Source organism: Saccharicrinis fermentans DSM 9555 = JCM 21142 (genome assembly GCF_000517085.1).
In the GTDB taxonomy this organism is placed as follows: Bacteria; Bacteroidota; Bacteroidia; order Bacteroidales; family Marinilabiliaceae; genus Saccharicrinis; species Saccharicrinis fermentans.
On sequence record NZ_KI912107.1, the window covers coordinates 4,031,596 to 4,054,728 of the forward strand.

Genomic DNA, 23,133 nt, shown 5'->3' on the forward strand with positions numbered 1-23,133 from the left:
ATTTTAAAGGCTTATATAATTGGAGGTTCATCTTTACTCCACTTGTAACATTAATATATTGGGAGCACTTTGTCCTACACTACGTAACTCAATATAGTTGGCCCCTGCTTCTAGTTTTTGGCTTGTAACAATTTGTTTCCAACCGGCATTCCAAGAATCAGTAGATGTAAACTTGAGCCTGGCTACCTTTTTACTATTGATGATAAGATCCATAGGACGCAAGGATTTTTGATCCTTGCTAGCATAGTTTATTTTCAAAGTAAAAGAACCGGCACTACCGTCATTTTCCTGATACCAAACCACATGACCTTCCTGTCCGTTAAAATCCAGATACTTCACCCCATTCTTCGTTTGAACAGTGGCTCCAGAAAAGTCCGCATCGATGGCTCTCATTCCACCTTCACTTTCATTAACCTGAGGATGCAGAGTAGCATCGTCCCAACAAAGTCCAGTATTTACATCAAACTCCTCTTGCATTTCAAGGATCACTTCTCTATTTTGTACCACGATAGCTCTTACGATTGTTCCCATTTCTACAGGAAAAGCTCCCTTGTACAAGTTACTTTTGACGGTAGGTAAGCTTCCGTCCAATGTATAATATATCTGTGTTGGCTGGGCTTGCCATTGACCTAAAATGGTCATTGATTTCACATCAATACAAACTTTATTAGATGTAAGCCCTTGCTTTTCACCAACAATAGCTGCCGCAGTCAGACCAACATTCGTTGCCTCTTTACCCACCTTTAAAAAAGCACGTGTAAGACCCATAAAGGCTCTTCGATAGTTTACATTTACATTTTTGGTAGTATCCACCGGATCTCCATTTTCAAGCGATAAGATCTGCGCATCACCATCAATATGATAGTAAATACAATTCTCACCATAAGGATAAAACACACCAGAAGAATCTGTAATTGAAGTAGTAACAATAGCAATATTATCTTTTGAGATATCAATCGTAGAATCATTCATCAATTGGATACTTGCTGGACGCCCAGCGGTAGTATACGCTGTGGAGGAAACTACTCTTCCATTTACATAGCCCTTGGCCAGGATGGTACCTTCTTCATAAGGAACCATCCACTCACATTGCATTTCATCCCATTTTGTACCAGGTTTATCTTTCCCCAACGATCGTCCGTTCACAAAAAGCTCAACCTCATCGCAGTTAGAATATACCCAAACAGGGATTTCAGTACCCTTATCCAGTGTTGGATGGGTCCAATGAGGTAATATATGCACCATTGGCTTTTTAGTCCATTGACTTTGGTAGAAATAAAACAAATCTTTCTCAAAACCAGCTACATCTAGCGCCCCGCCCATAAAAAGACGAAATGGCCATCCTCCATGTACATAAGAAGCCTCACCGTAATAATCAAAGCCAGTCCATCTAAAGTGACCACTATACCATGGCAGATCCCGCATTAGCTCCCAATTTTTACGTGCAGATATGCGCACCATTGCATTATCATACGATGAGTTAAAATGCTGCTTTCGATTTACCCATTGATCTCTAGGAGCCCACTCATAACTAAATACTTCCTCTTGGGTCAGATCAGGTAAAGCGAATGGCTGCTGGCCTTTATTGGGATAACCATCACGGAACCAGGTTTTTGTACGATAATAACCTCGGGTTTGCCAAGTATGCGGTGCCTCTGTGGCAACAAAAGGCTTAAGGGGTCGTTCTTTCTGATAAAAACCCTGCTTCTCACTTCCTCCATTTACGCCAAACACATCCATATATTCAGATGCACTATGACCTGAAGTAACCAAACGAGAAGGATCTAACTGATGACATTTAGCCACTAGCTCTTTGGCAATTTCGCCCTTTGTTTCGTTACCTAAACTATAAATAATAATAGAAGGATGATTACGGTTTCGCTCCAACCATTCTGTCATATCCCTTTCCCACCAATCATTGAATGCTTGCGCACCATAATCCATTTTGGCCTTACGCATCCACCCATCAAAAATCTCATCCATCACTAAAAAACCCATTTCATCACACAGGTCGTAAAACATTGGTGGAGCAGGATTATGCGCTGTACGAATAGCATTTACCCCCATCTCTTTCAATAAGCTCAACTTCCACTTCAAAAGGGGCAAAGTCCAGGCACCCCCCACAGGTCCACCCTCATAATGCTCACATACCCCCAACAACTTACACACTTCTCCATTAAGTAAGAAACCATTATCCGTTGACCATTCAATATTGCGAACACCATACTTTGTTTCCACGTGATCCACCAATTTACCTTTCACCCACAACCCATTTGTAACGGTATAAAGATAAGGCGAATCAGGACTCCACAAGGCAGGCTTTTCGATGGTGAATTCCTGATCTATACTAAGCTTTGATTTAGGACTCCACTTAATATTTTTTTTGCTCACTTTCACTTCTTCGCCCGACGCATTGGTAATAGTTGTTTTCAAGACAGCTTTTACTTTAGCTGAAGAATGGTTCATTAGAACAGCATTCACACTCACATTCACCTTTTCAGAAGTAGCCATATCCGAAGTAATATGAATACCATTAGGACAAACACGTTGCTGCCCGGTAACAATAAGGTGCACAGGGGCATAAATGCCACAGGGGTGATACCAACGGGCCGAAGGCTCTCTGGAGTTGTCCACCCGAACAGCAATACTATTATTTCCCGGCTTTAGATATTTAGACAACCCATAACGGAAAGAAATATAACCATAAGGCCGTTTTCCCAGATAATGTCCATTCACCCACACCTCACTATTCATATAAACCCCATCAAATTCAATTTGAACAAGTTTAGAACTCCAACTTTCCGGAGCAGTAAAACTTTTGCGATACCAAGCGATTCCACCATCATAATATCCACCACTCCCACCTTGAGCTCCATTTTTTGAAACACCCTCTACATGAGCCCAATCGTGAGGTATACTCACCTCTTGCCATCCCGAAACATCCATATCCTGTTTTGAGAAATCAGGATCATCTTGTAAAATAAAATGCCAGCCAGAGTCGAGACTTATGGTTGCTCTTTGCGAATATCCACGGGCGCATCCTAATACTGCTATCAGTATAAAAAGTAAATAATTACGGAAGTTCATTTTTTTATTTTTTTTAACTGTATAAAAATTAACCAATCCACAATAACCAGCACAACATTCGCAATGCACCTGTATAGTCTGATTATTTTATCCGGTCATGTCGATTTCACATCTATAGATTTTTTTTCAATGATCACATAAAGCGTAACACCACAACAACCTACCGATATAAACATCACACTTGAAGCTTTCGCTTAGCAATACCCATATCAAATAGAAAATCAGATGTTGATATAATTTTGATTTATTTTTTAAGACGCCAATGTGGGTAGAGAAGCTCTTAGGCTACCTCTATGACAAAAAAGGGTCTATTCGTTTGTGTATGAATACACAAACGAAAGAGAACCCTTTAAGAAATATATTAGACAAATTTAATACTGGATAAGATCTTCATTATATTGATTCACCTCATCAACCACCCTATTTCTAAAAAGTAGTTCATCAGTGGCTTTATAGGTATTACCATTTGACGAATACGAATAATTAAGGAATAAAGTGCGCGTACTGGGATCATAATAAGAACCGCCCTCATCAACAATCGTAGAAGAAGCATCTGCGCCCATAATAGACAAAGAGTTATCGTCATTCAACACGATATTCATTTCGGCGCTATAGGCAGTAGAGTACGAAGTCGTTTTCATTGTCGTAGGAGACTTCATTTCCAGAAGAATCACATCATCAATCCCTTCAGGATAAGAAAACGTTTCACTACCTTCGGCATCGCTTTTTACATACTGACCTTTTTGTATATAATAACCATAAAGTTGGTTAATATAAGAAAAAGTAATCAAGGTAGAAGAGAAGTCTGACAATATCGAATCAGCATTTTCCACACTTTCTATCCCAAAAGAAAGTGCATAGTTATTACCCAAAGACAGTGGATCTGATAAAAACTTAGCAGAATCGGCTTGCACATACACAAATCCCTGAACAGAGCCAGCTGGAATAGTAATCACATTATTACTGGGATTACCTTCGGCATCAACCAGCTCATAATAATCTTCTGGCAAAACTGTATATCCAGCATTGTTCACCTCAGCATCATCAGACAATGAGAATGCCACATCAACATCTTGGGTATTGGACAATACACCACCCAATACGACACCCACACCAATACGCATACCTTCATCCATGATAAAAGTTCTGGCAATAGTTTCTTTGGGAAAGTAAACAGCTGTATAATCAAACTCATTTTCCACAAAGTCATCGTATCCACAAGAAGAGAAGGTCAGTCCGATGATGATCAAGGATACCATCATCTGGGATATTACTTTAAATCTATTATTATTCATCATCATTATATTTAATATTTTACCAACCTTGGTTTTGTTTCAAATTACTATTTAATATCAGCTCAGCATAGGGTAGTGGCAAATAACTATTTTTTGCTTCATAAGTTCGATTTTCAACTTCAACTTCTTGATATGAAAATGTTCCATCAGCATTTTTTGTTATTTTCATTCCTCTCACATCCTCCGTTGCCACGATATCATTCCAGCGACGCAAGTCATGAAACCGTTCTCCAGAGAAGCACATTTCAATACGTCGTTCATTTTTGAGCAAAGTTCTAAAGTCTGCACTATTTGCAGCAACCAAATCTAGGTACTCATCAGAAGTAATACCTGCTCTTTTTCGTACCTGTGCCAACGCATCTTTAGCAGAAAAATTATATCCAGCAGGAATTATATCTGGGCCAAAAGCCTCATTCGCTGCTTCAGCATAATTGAGATAAAGTTCTGTCAATCCCAATTGTACATATACTCTTGCAGCTGAAGTTGTTGCATTATCAACAGAAGGATCAAAATTCAACTTATTAAGAAATCTCTTTAAATAATAACCTGTACGCGTTCCTTCTGTACGCATGAAACCACCATAATTGTCTAAACCTCCCTCATAAATCTGCAATGAATCGTAGTCAGATCCTGTTTCAGAAGTAAAAGAACGATCAGTATTATAAAAAATAAATTTATAAAAGCGATCATCCCTAGAGGCATAAGGATTAGCAGGATCATACTCAACTGACATACTAATGGGATATCCTTTTGAATCAGGGAAAGCGTCTACTAGGTTTTGCGAAGGATTGACCTCGCCCTGCCCATATAAAGTAGGAGGATATAATCTTTCTTCCAGATCCTTCTTAAGGTTAGCATCTCTCAATCTCCAGATATGATCTACATTGGTTGTGGAAGTATAATCATAATCTTGTAAAGACTTTAAAGAACCACTATTTTGCATAATGGCCTCATGGGCCAATGCGGCTGCCTCTTCCCACTTAGATAAATCGTTTGTTGGATTAAAAGCGGGACTAGCGGCATACAAAGCCACTTTAGCCTTCAAGGCATAAGCTGCCAGACCACTGGCTCGTCCTATCTGCACATTACCTATGTATGCATCGCTACCTGAGTAAGTAAGCGGCAAGCTATCAATTGCCACGTCCAAATCAGCCATGATTTGTGCCACACAGTCATCATAAGAATCTCTTGATAAGGAAGCATACTCTTCGTCTTCTAGTATTTCATTAACAATAGGAAAACCAAGCATATTACCCTCGTTATCAGGACCTCCATAAACCTTAAGCAACTCCCACTCTGCCCAAGCCTTTAAAAAGAAGGCCTCTCCGTAATAGCGACGAATTACTGTTTCACTTATATCTTCAAATGCCTCACCATTGATATAGTACAGCCCTTTGTTATGGACAAGATCGATATACTGGAATATCTGACGCATGTTATCATACGATTGCTCCCAGGTATCAGAATAAGGATTGCTAGTAGGCCCCCAATAGCCGCTTCCCAGCGCAGATTCATTAGAATTTAGAACTGCATTATCCGTAAGGTACTCCCTAGAAAAATCAGTAAAATATTCATAATCATAGAAGCTATAAAGGTCATCAATCAGACCACGGGATCGTTGGCCAGAGGTAAGTACCACCTCTTCCTCTGTATACTGCTGATCATCCTCTAAAAAATCGCTACAACCCACTGTAACAAACAATAAAGCAATGACAGGAAAAATTATATAATTAAATTTCATCATTCTGTATTTTTAGCATTAACGAATTAAAACTTCAAAGTTGCACCTAGAACAAAACTTCTCATCATAGGGTACTCCGACACTCCAGCATTCATATCTTCAGGATCTAAATCCTTCACCTTACTGATTACAGCCAAGTTACTTCCTCGCACAAAAAGTTTTACATTAGAGAACAAGCTATTAGAAATAAAAGACTTTGGCAAAGTATAACCTAACTCGACATTTGATATTCTAAAATAACCACCATTTACCAGCCAGTAATCAGAATTTTCGTAGTTATTGTTACTTGTTAGAACACTCAGACGAGGATTCGCATTGCCATTGGGTAGATCTTTATTTACACTCGCATAATAATTACCCAGGCCACTATGTGTATAATAGTCGTATGATTTAAGGTTAATATCATAACCTGCGACACCATTACCCAAAACATCCAGATTAAAGCCTTTATATTCAAAACCAAATGCAATTCCGTAGTTAAATCGAGGTGTGCTATTCCCAATCTCCTTTTGATCCCTCGCATCAATGACGCCATCATTATTCTGATCAACATATTTAACATCCCCCACTTGAACTTCGCCAAATTGAGGCAGTGCATCGGCTATGTTTTCAGCTGTAAAAAGACCATCACTCTCATAACCCATGATTTGGTCAATAGCTTGTCCTTGTTGCAGTCGATATTGATCAGGGTATTGCACTTCCGATATTTTTTCGCCCACTATTTTATTATTCCCTACATTCCCACTTACATAATAACTAAAGTCTTCTCCACGATCACTAAACATGATGTTTGCATTGAAGCCGGTATTTCTTCTCTCTTCGAAATTCAATGACGGCAAATACACATCACCGCCTAAAGCACTGGCATACTGCTCACTCGCTTTTGAGATAATATTACTAATGGCTATATTAAAGTAATTGAATTGAAGGTTTATCTTTTTAAGTACGTTCAATTCTACACCCGCAAAAAATTGATCATATAACACCCAATCAATCTCTTCATTACCAGTAGCCGTTTGTCTATAACCAAATTGATATTGATCAGTTGTTCCTGTACCCAGATAGGTGGTACCATTTTTCAAACCACCACCCCAAGTATCATTATACAACAAAGAGGTGGATGTATATTCTGTACCAACTCTACCATAAGAAGCTCTAATCTTTAAATTATCAATCAGCTCATTATCGGCAAGAAAAGATTCATTTGAAGCAACCCATGCTAAGCCAACCGTTGGAAAGAATTTTGTTTTATTCTCACCAATATATTTAGCACTACTACTTGAATTAAGGTTAGCATATGCAATATATTTATTGCGCAATGCATAAGAAGCATTTAGATTAAACGTAAGATTACGTTTATCTGCCTGGGTTGCTGTGGTATTGGGCTCAAAGTACAACAGGTGACTCAAATTCAAATTCAAAATACTTTCATCAAATGTCTTCAAGTAACTCACGTTACCTCCATAGGTAAAATTACGTTGAATACCCCCATTGTCTCTTCCCACAGTCAAGTCAATTACTTCTTTTTGATACAACTTAAGCCCCGTAGAATCCTGACCATCTGAACCTTGAAGACTCTCTAAGGTATAAAGACCTGGGGCATTATTAGTTTTTAAGCTATGTGCATTATAAGTATGCATGATAGCATAAGTGCTGTATTTTAATCCAGCCACATACTCATTCAGATCAAATTCTAACCCTACATCAAAGATCATATTAGAAACATAATCTGTATGTGTACCACCATTTTCAAGTTCAGAGAGTAAGTTACTTGGATATTGGGGGCTCACAATATAAGCATCTCCGTAGGTGAGGGGATGCGCATTAGCGGGCGTAGTCGAAATAGAAGACATGATAGCGTCCGGTCCTAATATATTACGATCATTGTTTGAAAACTTTCCAAAAACACTGGCATTGGCACTAATAAAATCATTTATTCTGGTGTCAATTTTAGTTCGAAAGGTTAACTCACGTCCATCCGTTTTATGCCCCACCTTCTCAAGGCCTTGCCAATCGTTATAACCGGCAAATGCGCTATATTTAAAACCAGGCTCACCTCCATACACATTTAAAGATGCGGTATTTGTGGCCGAAAAGTCAGCCAAGTAGGTATCCTGATTATCGATATTCGGATAACGAACAGGGTCCGAGCCATCCGCATAAGCAGCTATTGCTTCAGCACTATATATATCCCCTAAACCATCATTATTAGCCACTTGATTGATCACCTTAGCATATTCCGACGCAGATAAAAGTTCAGGTAAATAAGTAGGTGTTTGAATACCATATTGATAATCAACTTCAATTGTTGGTTTTCCTAATTTTGTACCATTGGTTACAACATAAATAAGTCCATTATCACCCAGATTACCCAGTAAAGAGTTAAAGGTAGCATCACCTAATACAATCACCTCTTGAACCTCACGCAAATCAACTTCCAAACCTCTTGGCTGTCCATTAATTAAGATATAAGGTGTACCGCCATTCAAAGAATATGAATATCCCCCGGCACCCGGTGAGTTCGATGTTCTTTTAATCAATAAACCGGGAACCCTTCCCCTTAGCGCTTCGATCAGTTTAGTTCCTGGTGTTTTACGAAGTTCTTCACCTGAGATTCTAAAAATAGATCCTGTAGATTGACTCAGATTAAAAGTGCCAAAAGGCGTTTTTAGAATCTCATCATTATGACGAACCTCAGCCGTATCTTCAATAGCCACACCACCTGCGGGTGCAGTTTGAGCTACACCCACATTGGTAGCCAAAGCAGAAAACATACTGAAAATAAATATTTTCAATTCTCTTATGGTTAATTTCATTTTTTCTTTTTTTTGTTTAAACCGAATATATCCTTATTATTCTATGGGTTAGAAGATATTTACCATCCTGGTGTTTGACCAAATGAAGGAACTGCTTCTATCTCTGAAGTAGGTATTGGCCACCAGTAATGCTTCTCTGAAAACGTTTTCTTCAGTGCAGGCTGTTCTTCGGTACTATACCTGTAACCCGTAGGATAAGTCTCAGAAACCCCTTGCCAATATTGTTCTAAATACTCCACTTTGGTATTCTCATCATCACCTGCGGTCTTCCAACGTCGAATATCATCATAACGAATTCCTTCAAAACATAATTCTATCGCACGTTCATTGTGAATACGTTCTCTAAAAGATGCAACATCTCCGGTATAAATTGAATTTACATTGGGCATTCCCACTCTATTACGTATCATGTTCACTGCCTCAAGCGCTGTAAGCGTGCAGTTTGATGAAGTACCATTAGGACCATATGCTTCATTCACAGCTTCTGCATAATTCAGATACACTTCTGCCATTCTAAATACATTCTCATTCACATGAAAATTACGATTTGAAGACCATAACCATCCGTGAGGACGCCATTTTCTTATTAGTAGACCTGTTAGATTTCGCACTTTATAAAGGTCTGCATTAGAGGTTAGCGCATAATTATGTCTATCTAATCCACTAGCCCCATTCTCATTCACCGTAGCCAGATCGATAATACCTGTTTTGTTATATTGAGTCTCTTCTATCCAGGGTACACCATCAAATAAGATATTATTGTAAAATCTAGGATCCCGGTTAATAAATGGTTCTTGGGGATTATAAGAAGGATCATCCTCAATGGCCAAGCCATTTTTCGTTTCAAATTTCTCCACAAAATTAGCAGTCGCTCCAATACCCATTGGTTTTTGATTACCCTTCATAAAGGTAAACCCATTGGTAAGGGCAGTACTTGGAAACCCTAACACCCCATTTATAACAGGAAGTTTGTTATTGGCGACCATAAAGATCACTTCGTCCGGCACAATTTTTGTTTTCCCTGGACCCACAAAAATACTTCTATAAGGTTCTAAAAGCTCATGTTCAGGAACATATAAGTCGGCACCATTATGATCTACATCCATCGTTATGGCCGCACTTGCATCTATCAAAGGATATAATCCATTATCTGCGGCATAGTTAATCAGATCACCAGCAGCTTCAGCAGCAGCCTCCCATTTGGTAACATCATTACTTTCATTCACCAATGGACTAGCTCTAAATAACGAAATTCTAGATTTCAATGCCATGGCGGCACCTTTTGTTGGACGACCATATTCACCAGATTCCCAAGTAACAGGAAGCAAAGCAATAGCCAAGTCGAGGTCTTCAATCATATCCTCATAATTACTCTCATAGGACTCTCTGGTCTGATTAAATGGTTCGTTCAGGTCAATGGTACTCTTCAAATAGATAAGTCCACCATGACGTTTAGTCAAAAGGTGATAATTAAAAGCTCTCAAAAAATAAGCCTGTCCTTTTAAAAGGTCCACTTCATCGGAACTCGCATCTGCTATTAAGTCGCAGTTTTCAAGAAAACTACAAGTAGTTCTTATACTCTGCCAAGCTCTCTTATATCTACCTACAAAATTAGGATAATTTGAACCTTTGTCCATTAAACTCAAGTACTCACCTGCAGAAAAAGCGGGATAAACACTTAAGAAATCCGTAGCTCCTATATCGCTAAGTCTCCCAGGGTGACCTTCTCCTGACATGGTCATACCGGGCAAATAATCTGCACTTGAGCCAAGGGCATCCACCTCTGTGATCAGATCGGCATAAGCACCATTCAAAAATTCTTTAGCAGTCAGTAGCTCTTCGAATACATCATATTGATCCATCCCGTCTTGATCTTGCTGCTTATCAAGATAATCTTCACAGCTCACAAACAAGGGAGCAAAAATAAAGAGAAGTATATATAATTTAATTTTCATCATTATTTATTTAAAAAGTCAATTTAAAACCAAGATTGATTCGTCGCAATATAGGGTATGATCCAGGACTATTACCTTCTGGATCTCCATAATCTAGATGAGAGAATGTAAGTAGGTTATTACCATTGATATACAACTGCATCTGGCTAATTTTTTTACTATTGCTCATATCAAAATCATACGCCAAATTCATACTACGCAATTTGATATAATCCAAGTCTATGATCATAGCCGTATTATCTAATAAGTTAGGATTGGTTGTAGAAGTATGTAAAGCTGGATAAGCTGCATTTGTATTAGAAGGTGTCCAATAATCCAACTGAGAATAGGTACCTGAGGGGCTACCAGAAGATAGGGCATAGGCTAAATCTTCATCCACTAGACCTTCATGTCCAATAGTACCACTTAGAAGGGCACTCAACGACCAACCCTTGTAAGAACAACCCAAACGTAAACTCAAAGTATTTTTAGGAGAATCGGGCAAGTCAAATCTCACATTATCTTGTAAATCTCCCGCAAGCACGGTTCCATTGGCATTATAATCGATGTATCTATAATCTCCCAAAGCAGCACCACCAACGATACTAGGATAATTAACCACCTCATCAATATTCTGAAAATAACCATTCTCTTTCAAAAGAGAAGAGGCTCCATCTGGTTTATCAGCCAATGTAGCATAAGATGGAGTACCTGCTCCATCCTTTGCACTACTGATAATACGATTTTCATTAAATGCATAAAATCCCGTAGCTGAATACGCAAAACCGCTGGATGTTCTGTTTTTATAAGTTAGAGAAACTTCAAAACCATGACTCTCTTTAGCTCCTGTATTGGCAAATGGCAGAGAAGCAGAAGAACCATAGAAAGTAGGTACAGCTGCCGACAATACCTCAATTAAACCCTCTCTTTTATCTTTAAAAAACTCTACAGAACCAGACAATCTATTTTTGTAGAAACCAAAATCAACACCAATATTTTGTTTGGTCACCGTAGCCCATGTTAGGGTAGGATTACCAATCTGCGACTCTGAAATAACGGTCATTTCTTCGTCCAAATCGTAACCAAACCAATACCTAGTATCCCCACTAGTTTTGGCAGAATTATAATCATAATAACTTAGATATTGCCAACGGTTAGTTCCTAAACCTGATTTTGAACCTGTTTGACCATAGGAATAACGAATTTTTAGATTATTTAATGTGGGGAGTAATTCTTTTACAAATCCATGTCTGGCTAGATTAACACCTAATCCAAAAGACGGAAAAAACTTAAAACGATATCCTTCTGCAAAAGTCTCATCTCCATTATAGGAGCCACTAACTTCTGCAAAATACTTTGTATCATAGTTATAAGTAGCACGACCTACCCAGTCTTCTGTATAATATGGAAACGAAGTACCAGTAACTTTTTTATTACGGCTAAAAAGTGCCAATCCGGTTACGTTATGGTTTCCAAAAGAACGCATGTAGTTAAACTGACCACGATAGTATGTAATATCCTGATTACTATTTATCGATTCTCCACCTTGTATAAACGGGGCATAAGGTGCTTCTTGGTCAATTCCATCTTGAGCTTCCCAAGTACCATCGGGATATAGCGTATACTCATTAATTCTGGCCCATGTGGCCTGATCTAATTTTACCTCACTCTTACTTCCATATTTACCTATATAATTGTACTTGACAGTAAATTTTAACCCTGGTGTAATAAAGTCTAATTTTTGTTCCAATTCAAAGTCGGCAGAAAAAATCGTCGTCTTAGTCTGCGTATTACCACTAGCATTCAAATTTTCATACAAATTTACACCAGCTCCAAACCGTTCTTCTACCAAACCTGGAAAGTTAGCGTCCGGATATTCTTCCATCACCTCCTCTGGGAAATAAGGCACTGTAGCTCCAGGATCTGCAATATATAACAATTTGGTTGTAACCGTCTCTTTTGGTTTAGATAAATCCTCTAAGCGACTACTAATACTAGTTTTGAACTTAGTTGTATTCGATAGTTGAAAGTCCAAATTACCACGAAATGAATAACGTTTGAATGAATATTCGGGATCATAATCATAAAGCTGTTCAGTCTTAAAAATATCTCCCTCTTTTAAATACCCTGCGGAGGCGAAATATGTAACAAAATTATTTCCACCTCGAACCGAGACATTTTGGTTATAACTTGTTGCAAAGTCTTTGGTCATAAAATCTACCCAATCAATATCCGGATACATATACGGCAAATCACCATCCTTCCAATGCTGTAGTGCTTCGTCACCATAATACGAACTATATACTTGTTCGTTTAAAGAACCTGCATTCCAAGCAGTTTTAGCGGTATAAGCATCCATAGCATCTTCTCCTTCAACATAATCCTTTAAGGTAATTTCAGATTTAAAACTCACCTTAGGTTTTCCCATCTTACCACGTTTAGTCGTAATAATGACCACACCATTGGCTCCACGAATACCATAAACGGATGTGGCAGCACCATCTTTTAAAGTACTGATGCTCTCCACATCAGAAGGGTCAATATTAGAAAAACCCCCTAAGACCTCAACTCCATCAACCAAAATCAATGGATCAGCATTACCACGAATAAATAATTCCCCATCATCCGCTCCAGGTTGTCCCGAAGACTGAACAATAGCCAAACCTGGAGAAAGTCCATTCAAAGCATTGGACAAATTAGAGGCTCCAGCTTCAAGAATAGTTTCTGATTTAACCTGATTAATAGCCCCCAGAACACTCTCTTTCTTTTGGGATCCATAACCAATAACTACGACCTCATCTAAGCCCACTAGTTCTTCGGTAAGAACCACATTAAAATGAACATTACTACCAATAGGAATGATTTGAGTATTAAACCCAATAAAAGAAACGGACAAATTCTTTGAACCCGCAGGCACTTCAAAATTAAAAGTACCATCAAAACTGGTTATGGTTCCTTGGAGCGTTCCTTCAACAAGAACTGTCACTCCAGGCAGAGGTTCTCCTTTTGAATCGGTGACCTTACCCGACACGTTCATTGTTTGTTCTTGAGCCAGCATTGTGCCCCACAAACAAAAACTTAGAAATAGAATCTGAATAATTTTTTTCATGTATAGACAATTTTTGATTACTTAATAATCGTTGATGCTTTTTAAAAAATTAGAAAAATACCAGAACAGACTTCACCAAAATGGTAAAAACAAAAATCAATAGAATTACAAGTACGCTAAGTACTATTTTATGCTTTCCAATATGTAGCTTCATTTGTTCTAAGGTTGATCACTCAAATATGCGTTGAATTGTGAAAAAATATAAACAGAGATTAGTCTAAAGACACAAATTATTCAGCCAATAAAGGAAATAATATAGTCATATAAGAGCATATATCATTCACGAAACAAACACTAAATATTCATTACTAGTCAATTACATCACAAGTCATCAACCACAACAAACAGGAGAGACAAATGCACTTATTTAAGAGAGTTTACGTTAAGATTTTAAGATTTGTTGATGATTTTTAACGGAAAGGCAAGCTTAAAATAGAGATAAATATACTGCTCAAAGCGCATTTAGATATGATCAATATACTCCTTAGGAGAAACCTTATAGAGCTTTCGGAAGCATTTAGAAAAATAGGAGTGATTTGAAAAACCTGTTTCATACATCACCTCAGCTACAGAGAATTTTTTAGTTGCCAAAAGCTGAGCAGCCCGCCTTACACGCACTGTGCGTATAAGTTCATTTACATTTTGTCCTGTCAAGTTCTTCACCTTCCGATATAAGGTAGAATGACTCACGCCCGTCTCTTTACAAATTTTCTCCACATTCAATTCAGAATCTGTCATAAAATTCTCAATACAGGCAACAATTTGTTTTAAAAGCTTCTCATCGGCCGATACAATTGATTTTTCGGTAGGCTTGGCGATACGATCAATTTTCATATGTTGCGAAAACCTGACTCGATCTTTCAATAAATTCTCGATACGAATTTCCAATAGATCAATTTCAAATGGTTTTAAGATATAAGCATCAGCACCATTTTTAAATCCCGCTATTTGCACTTCTTTTTCAGACTTACCAGTCAATAAGATCAATGGGATATGGGCGGTTTTTGAATTACTTTTAAACCTTTTGGTAAACTCAATACCATCCATTTCCGGCATAGACACATCGCTAATAACAAGGTCAGGCATAGTCTCTGCGATGACCTGAAAAGCTTTTTTACCATTGGAAGCCACACTAAACTTATAGTTATCTTTTAAACTAAACTGTATAAACTCCGCTATTTCCTTATCATCCTCTACCAAAAGAATAGTAGGATAACCCGTTGATTCATTTGCAATGGTGTCGTGAATCTTTACATCCGTTTGTGGCTTTAACAAAGGCTCACTGTTGTCCTGACCAGTAGAAAATGGTTCACTCCTATCATAATCCAGTTGAAGAGACAGAAAAACCTTAAATTCAGAACCTTGCCCCAACTGACTATTCACAACAACCTTACCCTCGTGCATTTTAGCATACTCTTTTACCAATGATAAACCTATCCCAGAGCCTCGCTCCATTTTTTTTGCATCATCCGATTGGTAGAAACGTTCAAATATTCTTTGCTGATCCTCCTCAGACAGTCCTACACCAGAATCCTTGACTGAAATAAACATACTATTACCTGATTCCAAATCATCAGAACCAATGGTCAGTGTGATGGTTCCACCTGAGGGAGTAAATTTAAAAGCATTGGACAATAAATTAAAAAGTATGGTTTCCAATTTCCGAAAATCCATTTTCACCAGCAAATGATCCATATCACTAATGAAAGTATAGGCAATATTCTTTTGCTCTGCCTTATCGACAAATAAACCAAAAACTTTATTAGAAAATTCGACTACCTCAAACTCAGATATTTTCAGGCTCAAAGATTTATTTTCAAGCTTTCTAAAATCAAAAAGTTGATTATTTAGCCAGAGCAAACGACGTACATTATTTTCTATAATTTGCACGTACTTCTTACTTTTTTGTTTCAACTCAGATGCCTTGCCAAGCTTTTCTATCGATCCAATAATCAGGCTCAATGGCGTTGCCAATTCATGAGAAATATTGGTGAAAAACTGTTGTCTCGATCGATCAATATCCTCAGCATGTTGATTTTCCAAACGAATAATCTTCAACTGATTTCGCATTTCTGATTGTCTGGAATAGTAATAAAAGATAGCCAGAATAATAAAAACCAGTAAGATAAAATAAATCACAATAAAAAATGGACTGGCCAAAAGCGGAGGATGAATCCGGATGTTCATCACTGCTTCTTCAGGGTTCCAAACCCCATCGTTATTCGTTCCCTTTACCCGTAACTTATACTTACCTGCATGCAAGTTAGCATAAGAGGCTTGTCCCACATTACTATTGATATAATTCCAGTCATAATCCTCACCCTCGAGCCTATAGGCGTAACGTATTCCGTTCCGGTCGCCAAAATGCAAAGAAGAAAATGCAATCAAAAAAGAGCCACTCGCATAATCCAATTCCAAGTCTTCGGTAAAAGAAATGTCTTTTTTCAAGAGAATTTTTCCTTTGACCTTTTCTCCAACAGAAATGCTCTTATTAGATATATAAAGATTGGTAAACTTAACTGGGGCTCTATAATTGGACTTAGTAACATCAGCGGGAGAAAATTTAATAAAACCGTCCTGCCCACCAAATATCAGTTCACCATTGCTTCTTTTTAAGCAACAGTCCTCAACAAAGCGGCTTATGGGCACCTCCTTACCATTGGGGTAAATATCAAACAATTTTGTTTTAGGCGAAAATTTCAATAAGGCAGAGCTTGATGAAGCCCAGATACTTCCATCATCATCCGCCAATAAGTTTATCAAAGAAAATGTTTTGTTGGATTTTATTTCATAAAATTCATATTTTTTGGAACCTAAGTCATACTTAATCAATCCATTTTTAACACCTAGCCAAACTATATCATTCTCCGAGAACAAAATTGATTTTAAAAACAATTTATCGTTCATCCTAAAATCGACCTCTTCAAATGTCTCAAAAGACTTCGTATTTGTTTTCAGCAATTTAGATCCTTTGAAAGACCATAGGAACTGATCGTGAAAAGCTGAAACATTGGGTATATTTCTTATAAATTCAAATCCAGTTAGGCCATTATGCTCCACCTTACGATGCAAGCCCCTATAACTATTCACCAATATGGTTTGGTCATCCAACTCAAAAAAACCTGTAATATAATTGGATCGCAATCCAGATCCTGCCTCAAAATCAGCCGTATAATGAGACAAGGTCTTTGTAAGCGGATTCCAGACAGCCACCCCCCCATTGGTGGCAATCCATATTTTACCTTCTCTATCCTCCAGAACACTCCTGGTTTCATTTAAAATTAACTTTTTACTAAGCGCTTGTTCTGCATTAAAAATTTCTTTCAGCTGCTTTTCGGAATTAAATTTCACCACCCCAGACTGTGTTGCCAACCAAAGATTACATTCAGAATCTTCAATCATATCCCGAACCTCATACCCGATAACATTATTGGCCTGATTAAAAACCAGGGGATAAAATTGAAATCGATTATTGTTGCGTGACAAAATACTTACTCCGTTATTTGTAGCAAACCACATGGTGCCGGAATCATCTTCAAACACATCCCAGACCGTATTATTCGCCAGTGAACTTGCATTAAAAGGATCGTGAAAATGGAGTTGAATATCAAAATCCTTATTCATTTCCCCCAAGCCAAAGTCGGTACCAATCCACAATTTATGTTCAGAAGCTTTCAGTAATGTTTTCGAAACTGAGTTTACAAGCTTAGAATTGTCATCTCGAAAAAAACGCATTTCTCGTTTAAAACGATTAAAATGAACCAATCCAGTTTGCGTACCAATCCATAGAATAGAATCATTGGTAGTATCATCTGGTAGGATACTTAAAACAAGGTCATTTTTAATTTTAGGATTATAATCCTGCTTAAGATCCACCACCTCAAACACAGTAGAGTTAAGTGACAATTTATTGAGTTTATCAAATGTACCCACCCACAAATTACCTGATGTATCCTTATACAAGGACCTAACCGTGTTATGACTAATGTTACTATTATGCGTATTAAACTCTTGTATTTTTCCACTTCTAATATCATACTTAATCAATCCCGTACTTGTTCCAACCCACAGTATGCTTTTATCCTTTTCCAAGAATAAAGTCCTTACATCAAAATTAGTACCCAAATCAATACGCTTACATTCTTTTGAGACAACATTCATTAAGCCTAGCCCCAAGCGAGTTCCTAGCCAAATAGAATCTTCCTGAAAAACCATTTTAGTAATATCATTGCCAGGAATAGAGGCACTATCCTCGGCATCTGAAAAAAAATGTCGAAATTGAGTACCATCATAAATATTTAGGCCATGAGAAGTACCTAGCCACATAAAACCGTACCTATCCTGGCCTATACAACGCACACGGGAGTCGGACAAGCCATCGCCCATACTAAGCTTTTGGAACTTGACCAACTGAGCAGAAGCGAGAAAGCTAATGCTTAGAAATATTAAAAGTAAATAGTATTTCACTGTTTTTTTTACTCCTGCAACTATAAAAATACCTAAGGACACATTTGAATTACTACTGTGACACCTTTGGTTGTCGACAAATTTATATTCTATATTCCTATAATAAAGACATATTTCCTATAAAAATGTTCTAGTTTTTCAAAATACCATTGCCAAAAGCGTTTCAATAGAGGTCTTATTCCAACCTATTCAGGCTCCCTTCCTTGGCTGTCTTACGCCTAAACACCCCAAAAATCCGGCTCAACAATTTGTTACCCGATGCTGCTTCATCCTCCATTTCCTCAACAGAAAAGAAACTTATAACCGCATTCAGTTTGTCCGACTGTTTACTCAGGTAAGCCGCATTTTCAGACAATTGTTCGGCACGACTTGAATTTTCCTGTGACACATTATTGAGTGCACTAATCGCTATATTAATTTGTTCAGCCCCGACTTGTTGTTCCTTACTGGCTGCAGCAATTTCACTTACCAAATCATGAGTCATTTCCATTTCAGGCAGTAATTTCTCCGCCAGTTTACTTCCAGTCTTTGTCAATTCCGTTCCCTCTTTAGTCAACCTAACAATATCCCCCGCAGCATCTTTACTTTTTACAGCCAATTTTTTAACTTCTGCAGCAACTACACCAAAACTCTTCCCATAAGAGCCGGCTATGGCAGCCTCCACAGCGGCATTTAATGAGAGAATATTTGTCTGTAATGCCATCTCATTAATAATCTTTGTGTTGTTATCAATATCCACAGATGATTTAAATACCTTATCATTTTGTACTTTCAGCTGTCTTAAGCCTTCTGCAGAAGCACGAGCTTTTTGCTGAGTCGATTGCGCGTTGGAAACATTCTGCTGAATATTGGCCACTATTTCTTCCACGGTACCTGAAATCTCCTCTAAGGATGCTGCCTGTTCGTTGGACGATACGGATATGGATTGAGAACTACTTTTCAATTCGTTTCCAGCACTCAATATTTGTTTTGCACTACCAGCAATCTCGCCAATCACATAACGAAATTTGACGAGCATATTTTCATAGGACTTAGCCAAAGCACCAATTTCGTCTCTCCTACTTAATAAATCATCAGAAATACGTATTCCAATTTTCCCTTCTGTCACAAACAAAGACAATTTATTTAATTTTTCAATGCCTCGTATCGTCGACAAGGAAGTGATCCTTGACACAAAATACACAAACAAACCACCTAATAAAGCAATTACAATCACTAAATTCCAAATAAAAGTTAATTTTACTTCATTACTCTTCCCGTGGTTTTTTATCAAACTATTAGTATAAACTACCACTTTAGAAAAACCTTCGTCAGAGAGCTTTCCAAGCTCCTTGTCTTTCTCAAATAAATTTTCAAAATCAGAGACAATACTTAAAAGCTCGTCAGTCATCATCATAAGTCTACTATCACCCATCAAAGACGCCGCTTTATTCAACTGAAGAACAGGCGAATAATAACTCTTATAATTGGCTTTACCGGGACGTAACTTAGCATATAAAAAACGCTTTTGCGTCCAGTTTAACTTGTCATTCGTATTCATCGCCAGCTTAGGATCCATACTTCTGAACTTATTATCTCCCTTATTGATATATGAATTGATTACATCTGCTTTCTTCGCCATAACCGACGTAATACTATCATAAACAATGGCATTCTTCAAATAATCATTGATAACCTTTCGCCTTTTTTTTAGGTCTTGCTGAATGGAGTCCATTTTACTTTTCTCTTGATCCTCAAGCAGAGTAGTCAATTTTAAATTTGTCTTTAACAAGGTATTAAACTCTCTTCTAACAATATTAGTACGATATTTGGCATGATCAAAACCAAACCCCAATAAGTGCATTCTAACATTCCTAATCAAGGCCACCTGATGTTCGAGTTCTGCTCGCAGTACAGAAGCATCCCTGGCAGTATTGATAGCAATGAGACTAATGCCACCTATCAAAAAAATAAATAAAGAAGATATTACAAAGCCAAGCATCAACTTTTTCTTCACTGATAGGTTATTAAAGAAACTCCCTTTTATTTTTTTTTCGCCCTTAAGACTATTTTTTTTCTCCATATTTTAGTCAAAAAAAATAAATTCTATTATTTAATTTCGATGATGGGCTCTTTATTTAAATACCCCAGAGTTTGTAAAAACTCATCCGTTTTAGTTACTGTCTCTTTATAATATTCAAAGTTCTTATAGTTAAAAAAACCATGTTCTTGTCCTTCATAAATATAAAGCTCACAGATACTATTCACTTTTTGCATCACCTTTTGATAATACTTGGCCGTTTCCACCGGCACGAAGCGATCTTTGGTACCAAAGAATAATATGGTAGGAGGTGCACCCTTTTTAATATTATGGAGAGGGGAAAAATCTTTGTAATGATCACCTATTCGTTCATACCCATAGCCACCTGGTCCATTGTCTATCACTGGATTAAAAAGAACCAATGCATCCGGAACACAACTCACCGATAAGTCGTCGCTACACTCGTCATAACCTTCAATCATGGCAGTTGCAGCTGCCAGATGCCCCCCTGCCGAGGCCCCTGCTGCAATCACCCTAGCACTATCAATACCAAAATCATCCGCATGTTTTTTCACATACCTTATGGCTGACTTGGCATCTTTCAATGATTCAAAAGGACTAGTTTTCTGTCTTTTTTTGACCCTATAATCTACCAAAAAACACGTGATACCGCGCTGAGCGAAGTACTTAGCCTGAGGCTCTAACTGTCGGATAGATCCGCTATTCCAACCTCCTCCAAAAAAGAAAATCATGGCTACCGTTTTATGGTCATCGCCTAATTTTTCCGGATAGCGCACCTCCATAAATAGTTGCGTAGAATCAACTTGTTTATACATGACTTTTTCCTGGGCATATGTCCAAACACAAGAACACAAGCTCACGAATAATAAAAGAATTTGCTTTTTATACATTTTTTTCGAGTTTACTTCATAGATCACCTAGAATATAGTGCACTAAAATACCAACAGCATACAGTCCACCTATTCCTGATAATACAATCCAATCATCTGTAATTATTCTTACAATAATATGAATCCATTGCGCATCAAAGCAGTTGGAAATTATTCACCCAAAAACTTTTCTATTTGCTTCCAATTATCCATACCCTCATTCTTTTGTTTTGCGCCTGGTGTGCTACGTCCATCCATAATAATTTTTGTCATAGCCGCTTTCAGCTCCTTAGCTATTTCAGGGTACTGATCAATTAAATTAGTGGTTTCTGCCACATCATTTTTGAGGTTATAAAGTTGTTCCATTGGAACATCACCACCTGCATTTTTAAAAGAATTAGGTTTAGGTGCGGACCAGCCACCAGAGCCAGGACAGAAACACATTTTCCATTCTCCTCTACGTATAGCAAATGAGCCATTAATAGAGTGATGAACAGTATAAGTACGTTGTATTGTTTTTTTATCACCCATAATCAAAGGCAACATGCTATAACTATCTTCTCCTTCATCGTCTGCTAATTTATAAGCTGTAAGCTCTGCACAAGTAGCTAAAAAGTCTGTTGTACACAAAGTTTGATCCACCACCTTATTCTTTCCTGTTTTCGAAGGCCATTCTACAATAAAAGGAACACGATGGCCCCCTTCAAAAATATCAGCCTTACCTCCTCTAAAAGCACCACTTGGATTATGTTTCACACGCTTAAGCTCGTCAAAGTTAGCTTTAGGAGAACAACCATTGTCACTGGTAAACACCAATAAGGTATTTTCTGAAATACCCTTATCTTTTAGCGCCTGACGTATTTGACGTAAAACATCGTCCACTTGCATCACAAAATCACCATACATATTGGTATTACTCTTTCCGAGGAATTCCGTTGATGGAAGTATAGGTGTGTGGGGAGCTGGTAAAGGTAGATACAAAAAGAAAGGCTTACTCTTTCTTGCCCTTTCATTAATATATTCCACTGCCTTATCCGTAACATCTTGCAAGACCGTAGCATGGTTAAAGTCCTCAGATGTAGGACCATTACGCCAGGTTGTCTTAGCATCCACCGAATGCGTCATCCGATGCGGAACCATGGTTGCTTTGTCGTTCTCTATCCATACATAAGGAGGCATATCCAAGGAACCACAAAAGCCATAAGAATAATCAAACCCATGCGTTCTGGGGCCATTGGACACGGGCACTGAATAATCCACTTTCTGAATTTTATGCAGGTTATTGATGTTTGTACTCTCTTCCAACAATTTCCAATCCCAACCCATATGCCATTTTCCAATATAAGCAGTGGTATAGCCTTGTTTTTTAAGTAAACTGGCTACCGTAGTACGCCCTGGCTTAATAAGCGATTTCGAATACCCTCCCAAAACACCACTTTTCAAGGTAGACCGCCAGTTATAACGCCCTGTCAAAATACCATAACGAGTTGGTGTACAGACTGCAGAACTCGTATGCATATCTGTAAACATTATTCCATTAGCGGCCATGGCATCCATATTAGGTGTTGGAACTTTCCCATTGGGATTAAAACATTGCACGTCACCATAACCTAGATCATCGGCCAGCACATAAACAATGTTTGGCGCAGTTGTTTTTTTTGCACTAGCCGATAAAGCTACAAATGCAAAAAATAAAATCAATATTTTTCTCATCTCTTTATTATTAATAATACTATATATTGTCAGATGTAATTACATCACAAAAATCATTCGC

At 37.9% G+C, this 23,133-nt stretch carries 10 protein-coding genes; all 10 read right to left on the minus strand.

The features are described from left to right. Nucleotides 1–33: 33 nt before the first annotated feature. The gene (locus tag CYTFE_RS0116455; protein WP_027472691.1) at nucleotides 34–3,087 is read right to left on the minus strand and encodes a glycoside hydrolase family 2 TIM barrel-domain containing protein; all 3,054 of its coding nucleotides are present in this window, start codon (nucleotides 3,085–3,087) and stop codon (nucleotides 34–36) included. 371 nt (nucleotides 3,088–3,458) lie between these two features. Further along, on the minus strand, nucleotides 3,459–4,388 hold the full coding sequence (locus CYTFE_RS0116460) for a DUF1735 domain-containing protein (protein WP_027472692.1): 930 nt from the start codon (nucleotides 4,386–4,388) through the stop codon (nucleotides 3,459–3,461). Between the two features lie 13 nt (nucleotides 4,389–4,401). Then, nucleotides 4,402–6,126, minus strand: a complete 1,725-nt coding sequence (locus CYTFE_RS0116465) for a RagB/SusD family nutrient uptake outer membrane protein (RefSeq protein ID WP_081736017.1) — start codon at nucleotides 6,124–6,126, stop codon at nucleotides 4,402–4,404. A 23-nt stretch (nucleotides 6,127–6,149) separates the two neighbouring features. After that, nucleotides 6,150–8,939: a SusC/RagA family TonB-linked outer membrane protein gene (locus CYTFE_RS0116470; protein WP_027472694.1), complete on the minus strand. Its 2,790-nt coding sequence runs from the start codon at nucleotides 8,937–8,939 to the stop codon at nucleotides 6,150–6,152. A gap of 59 nt (nucleotides 8,940–8,998) precedes the next feature. Further along, nucleotides 8,999–10,897 carry a RagB/SusD family nutrient uptake outer membrane protein gene (locus CYTFE_RS0116475; protein ID WP_027472695.1) on the minus strand — a complete coding sequence of 633 codons (1,899 nt, stop codon included), beginning with the start codon at nucleotides 10,895–10,897 and terminating at the stop codon, nucleotides 8,999–9,001. Between the two features lie 7 nt (nucleotides 10,898–10,904). Beyond that, nucleotides 10,905–13,982: a SusC/RagA family TonB-linked outer membrane protein gene (locus CYTFE_RS0116480; RefSeq protein WP_044262860.1), complete on the minus strand. Its 3,078-nt coding sequence runs from the start codon at nucleotides 13,980–13,982 to the stop codon at nucleotides 10,905–10,907. 462 nt (nucleotides 13,983–14,444) lie between these two features. Continuing rightward, nucleotides 14,445–18,449: a hybrid sensor histidine kinase/response regulator transcription factor gene (locus CYTFE_RS0116485; RefSeq protein ID WP_152541640.1), complete on the minus strand. Its 4,005-nt coding sequence runs from the start codon at nucleotides 18,447–18,449 to the stop codon at nucleotides 14,445–14,447. Between the two features lie 175 nt (nucleotides 18,450–18,624). Continuing rightward, on the minus strand, nucleotides 18,625–20,511 hold the full coding sequence (locus tag CYTFE_RS28910; protein ID WP_052343247.1) for a methyl-accepting chemotaxis protein: 1,887 nt from the start codon (nucleotides 20,509–20,511) through the stop codon (nucleotides 18,625–18,627). Between the two features lie 26 nt (nucleotides 20,512–20,537). Further along, nucleotides 20,538–21,305 (minus strand): alpha/beta hydrolase, encoded by a 768-nt coding sequence (locus CYTFE_RS0116495; protein ID WP_200871187.1) that lies wholly within the window; start codon nucleotides 21,303–21,305, stop codon nucleotides 20,538–20,540. Nucleotides 21,306–21,530: 225 nt separating this feature from the next. Next, a complete protein-coding gene (locus tag CYTFE_RS0116500; protein ID WP_027472699.1) occupies nucleotides 21,531–23,072 on the minus strand; it encodes a sulfatase family protein in 1,542 nt (513 codons plus the stop codon). Nucleotides 23,073–23,133: the final 61 nt, after the last annotated feature.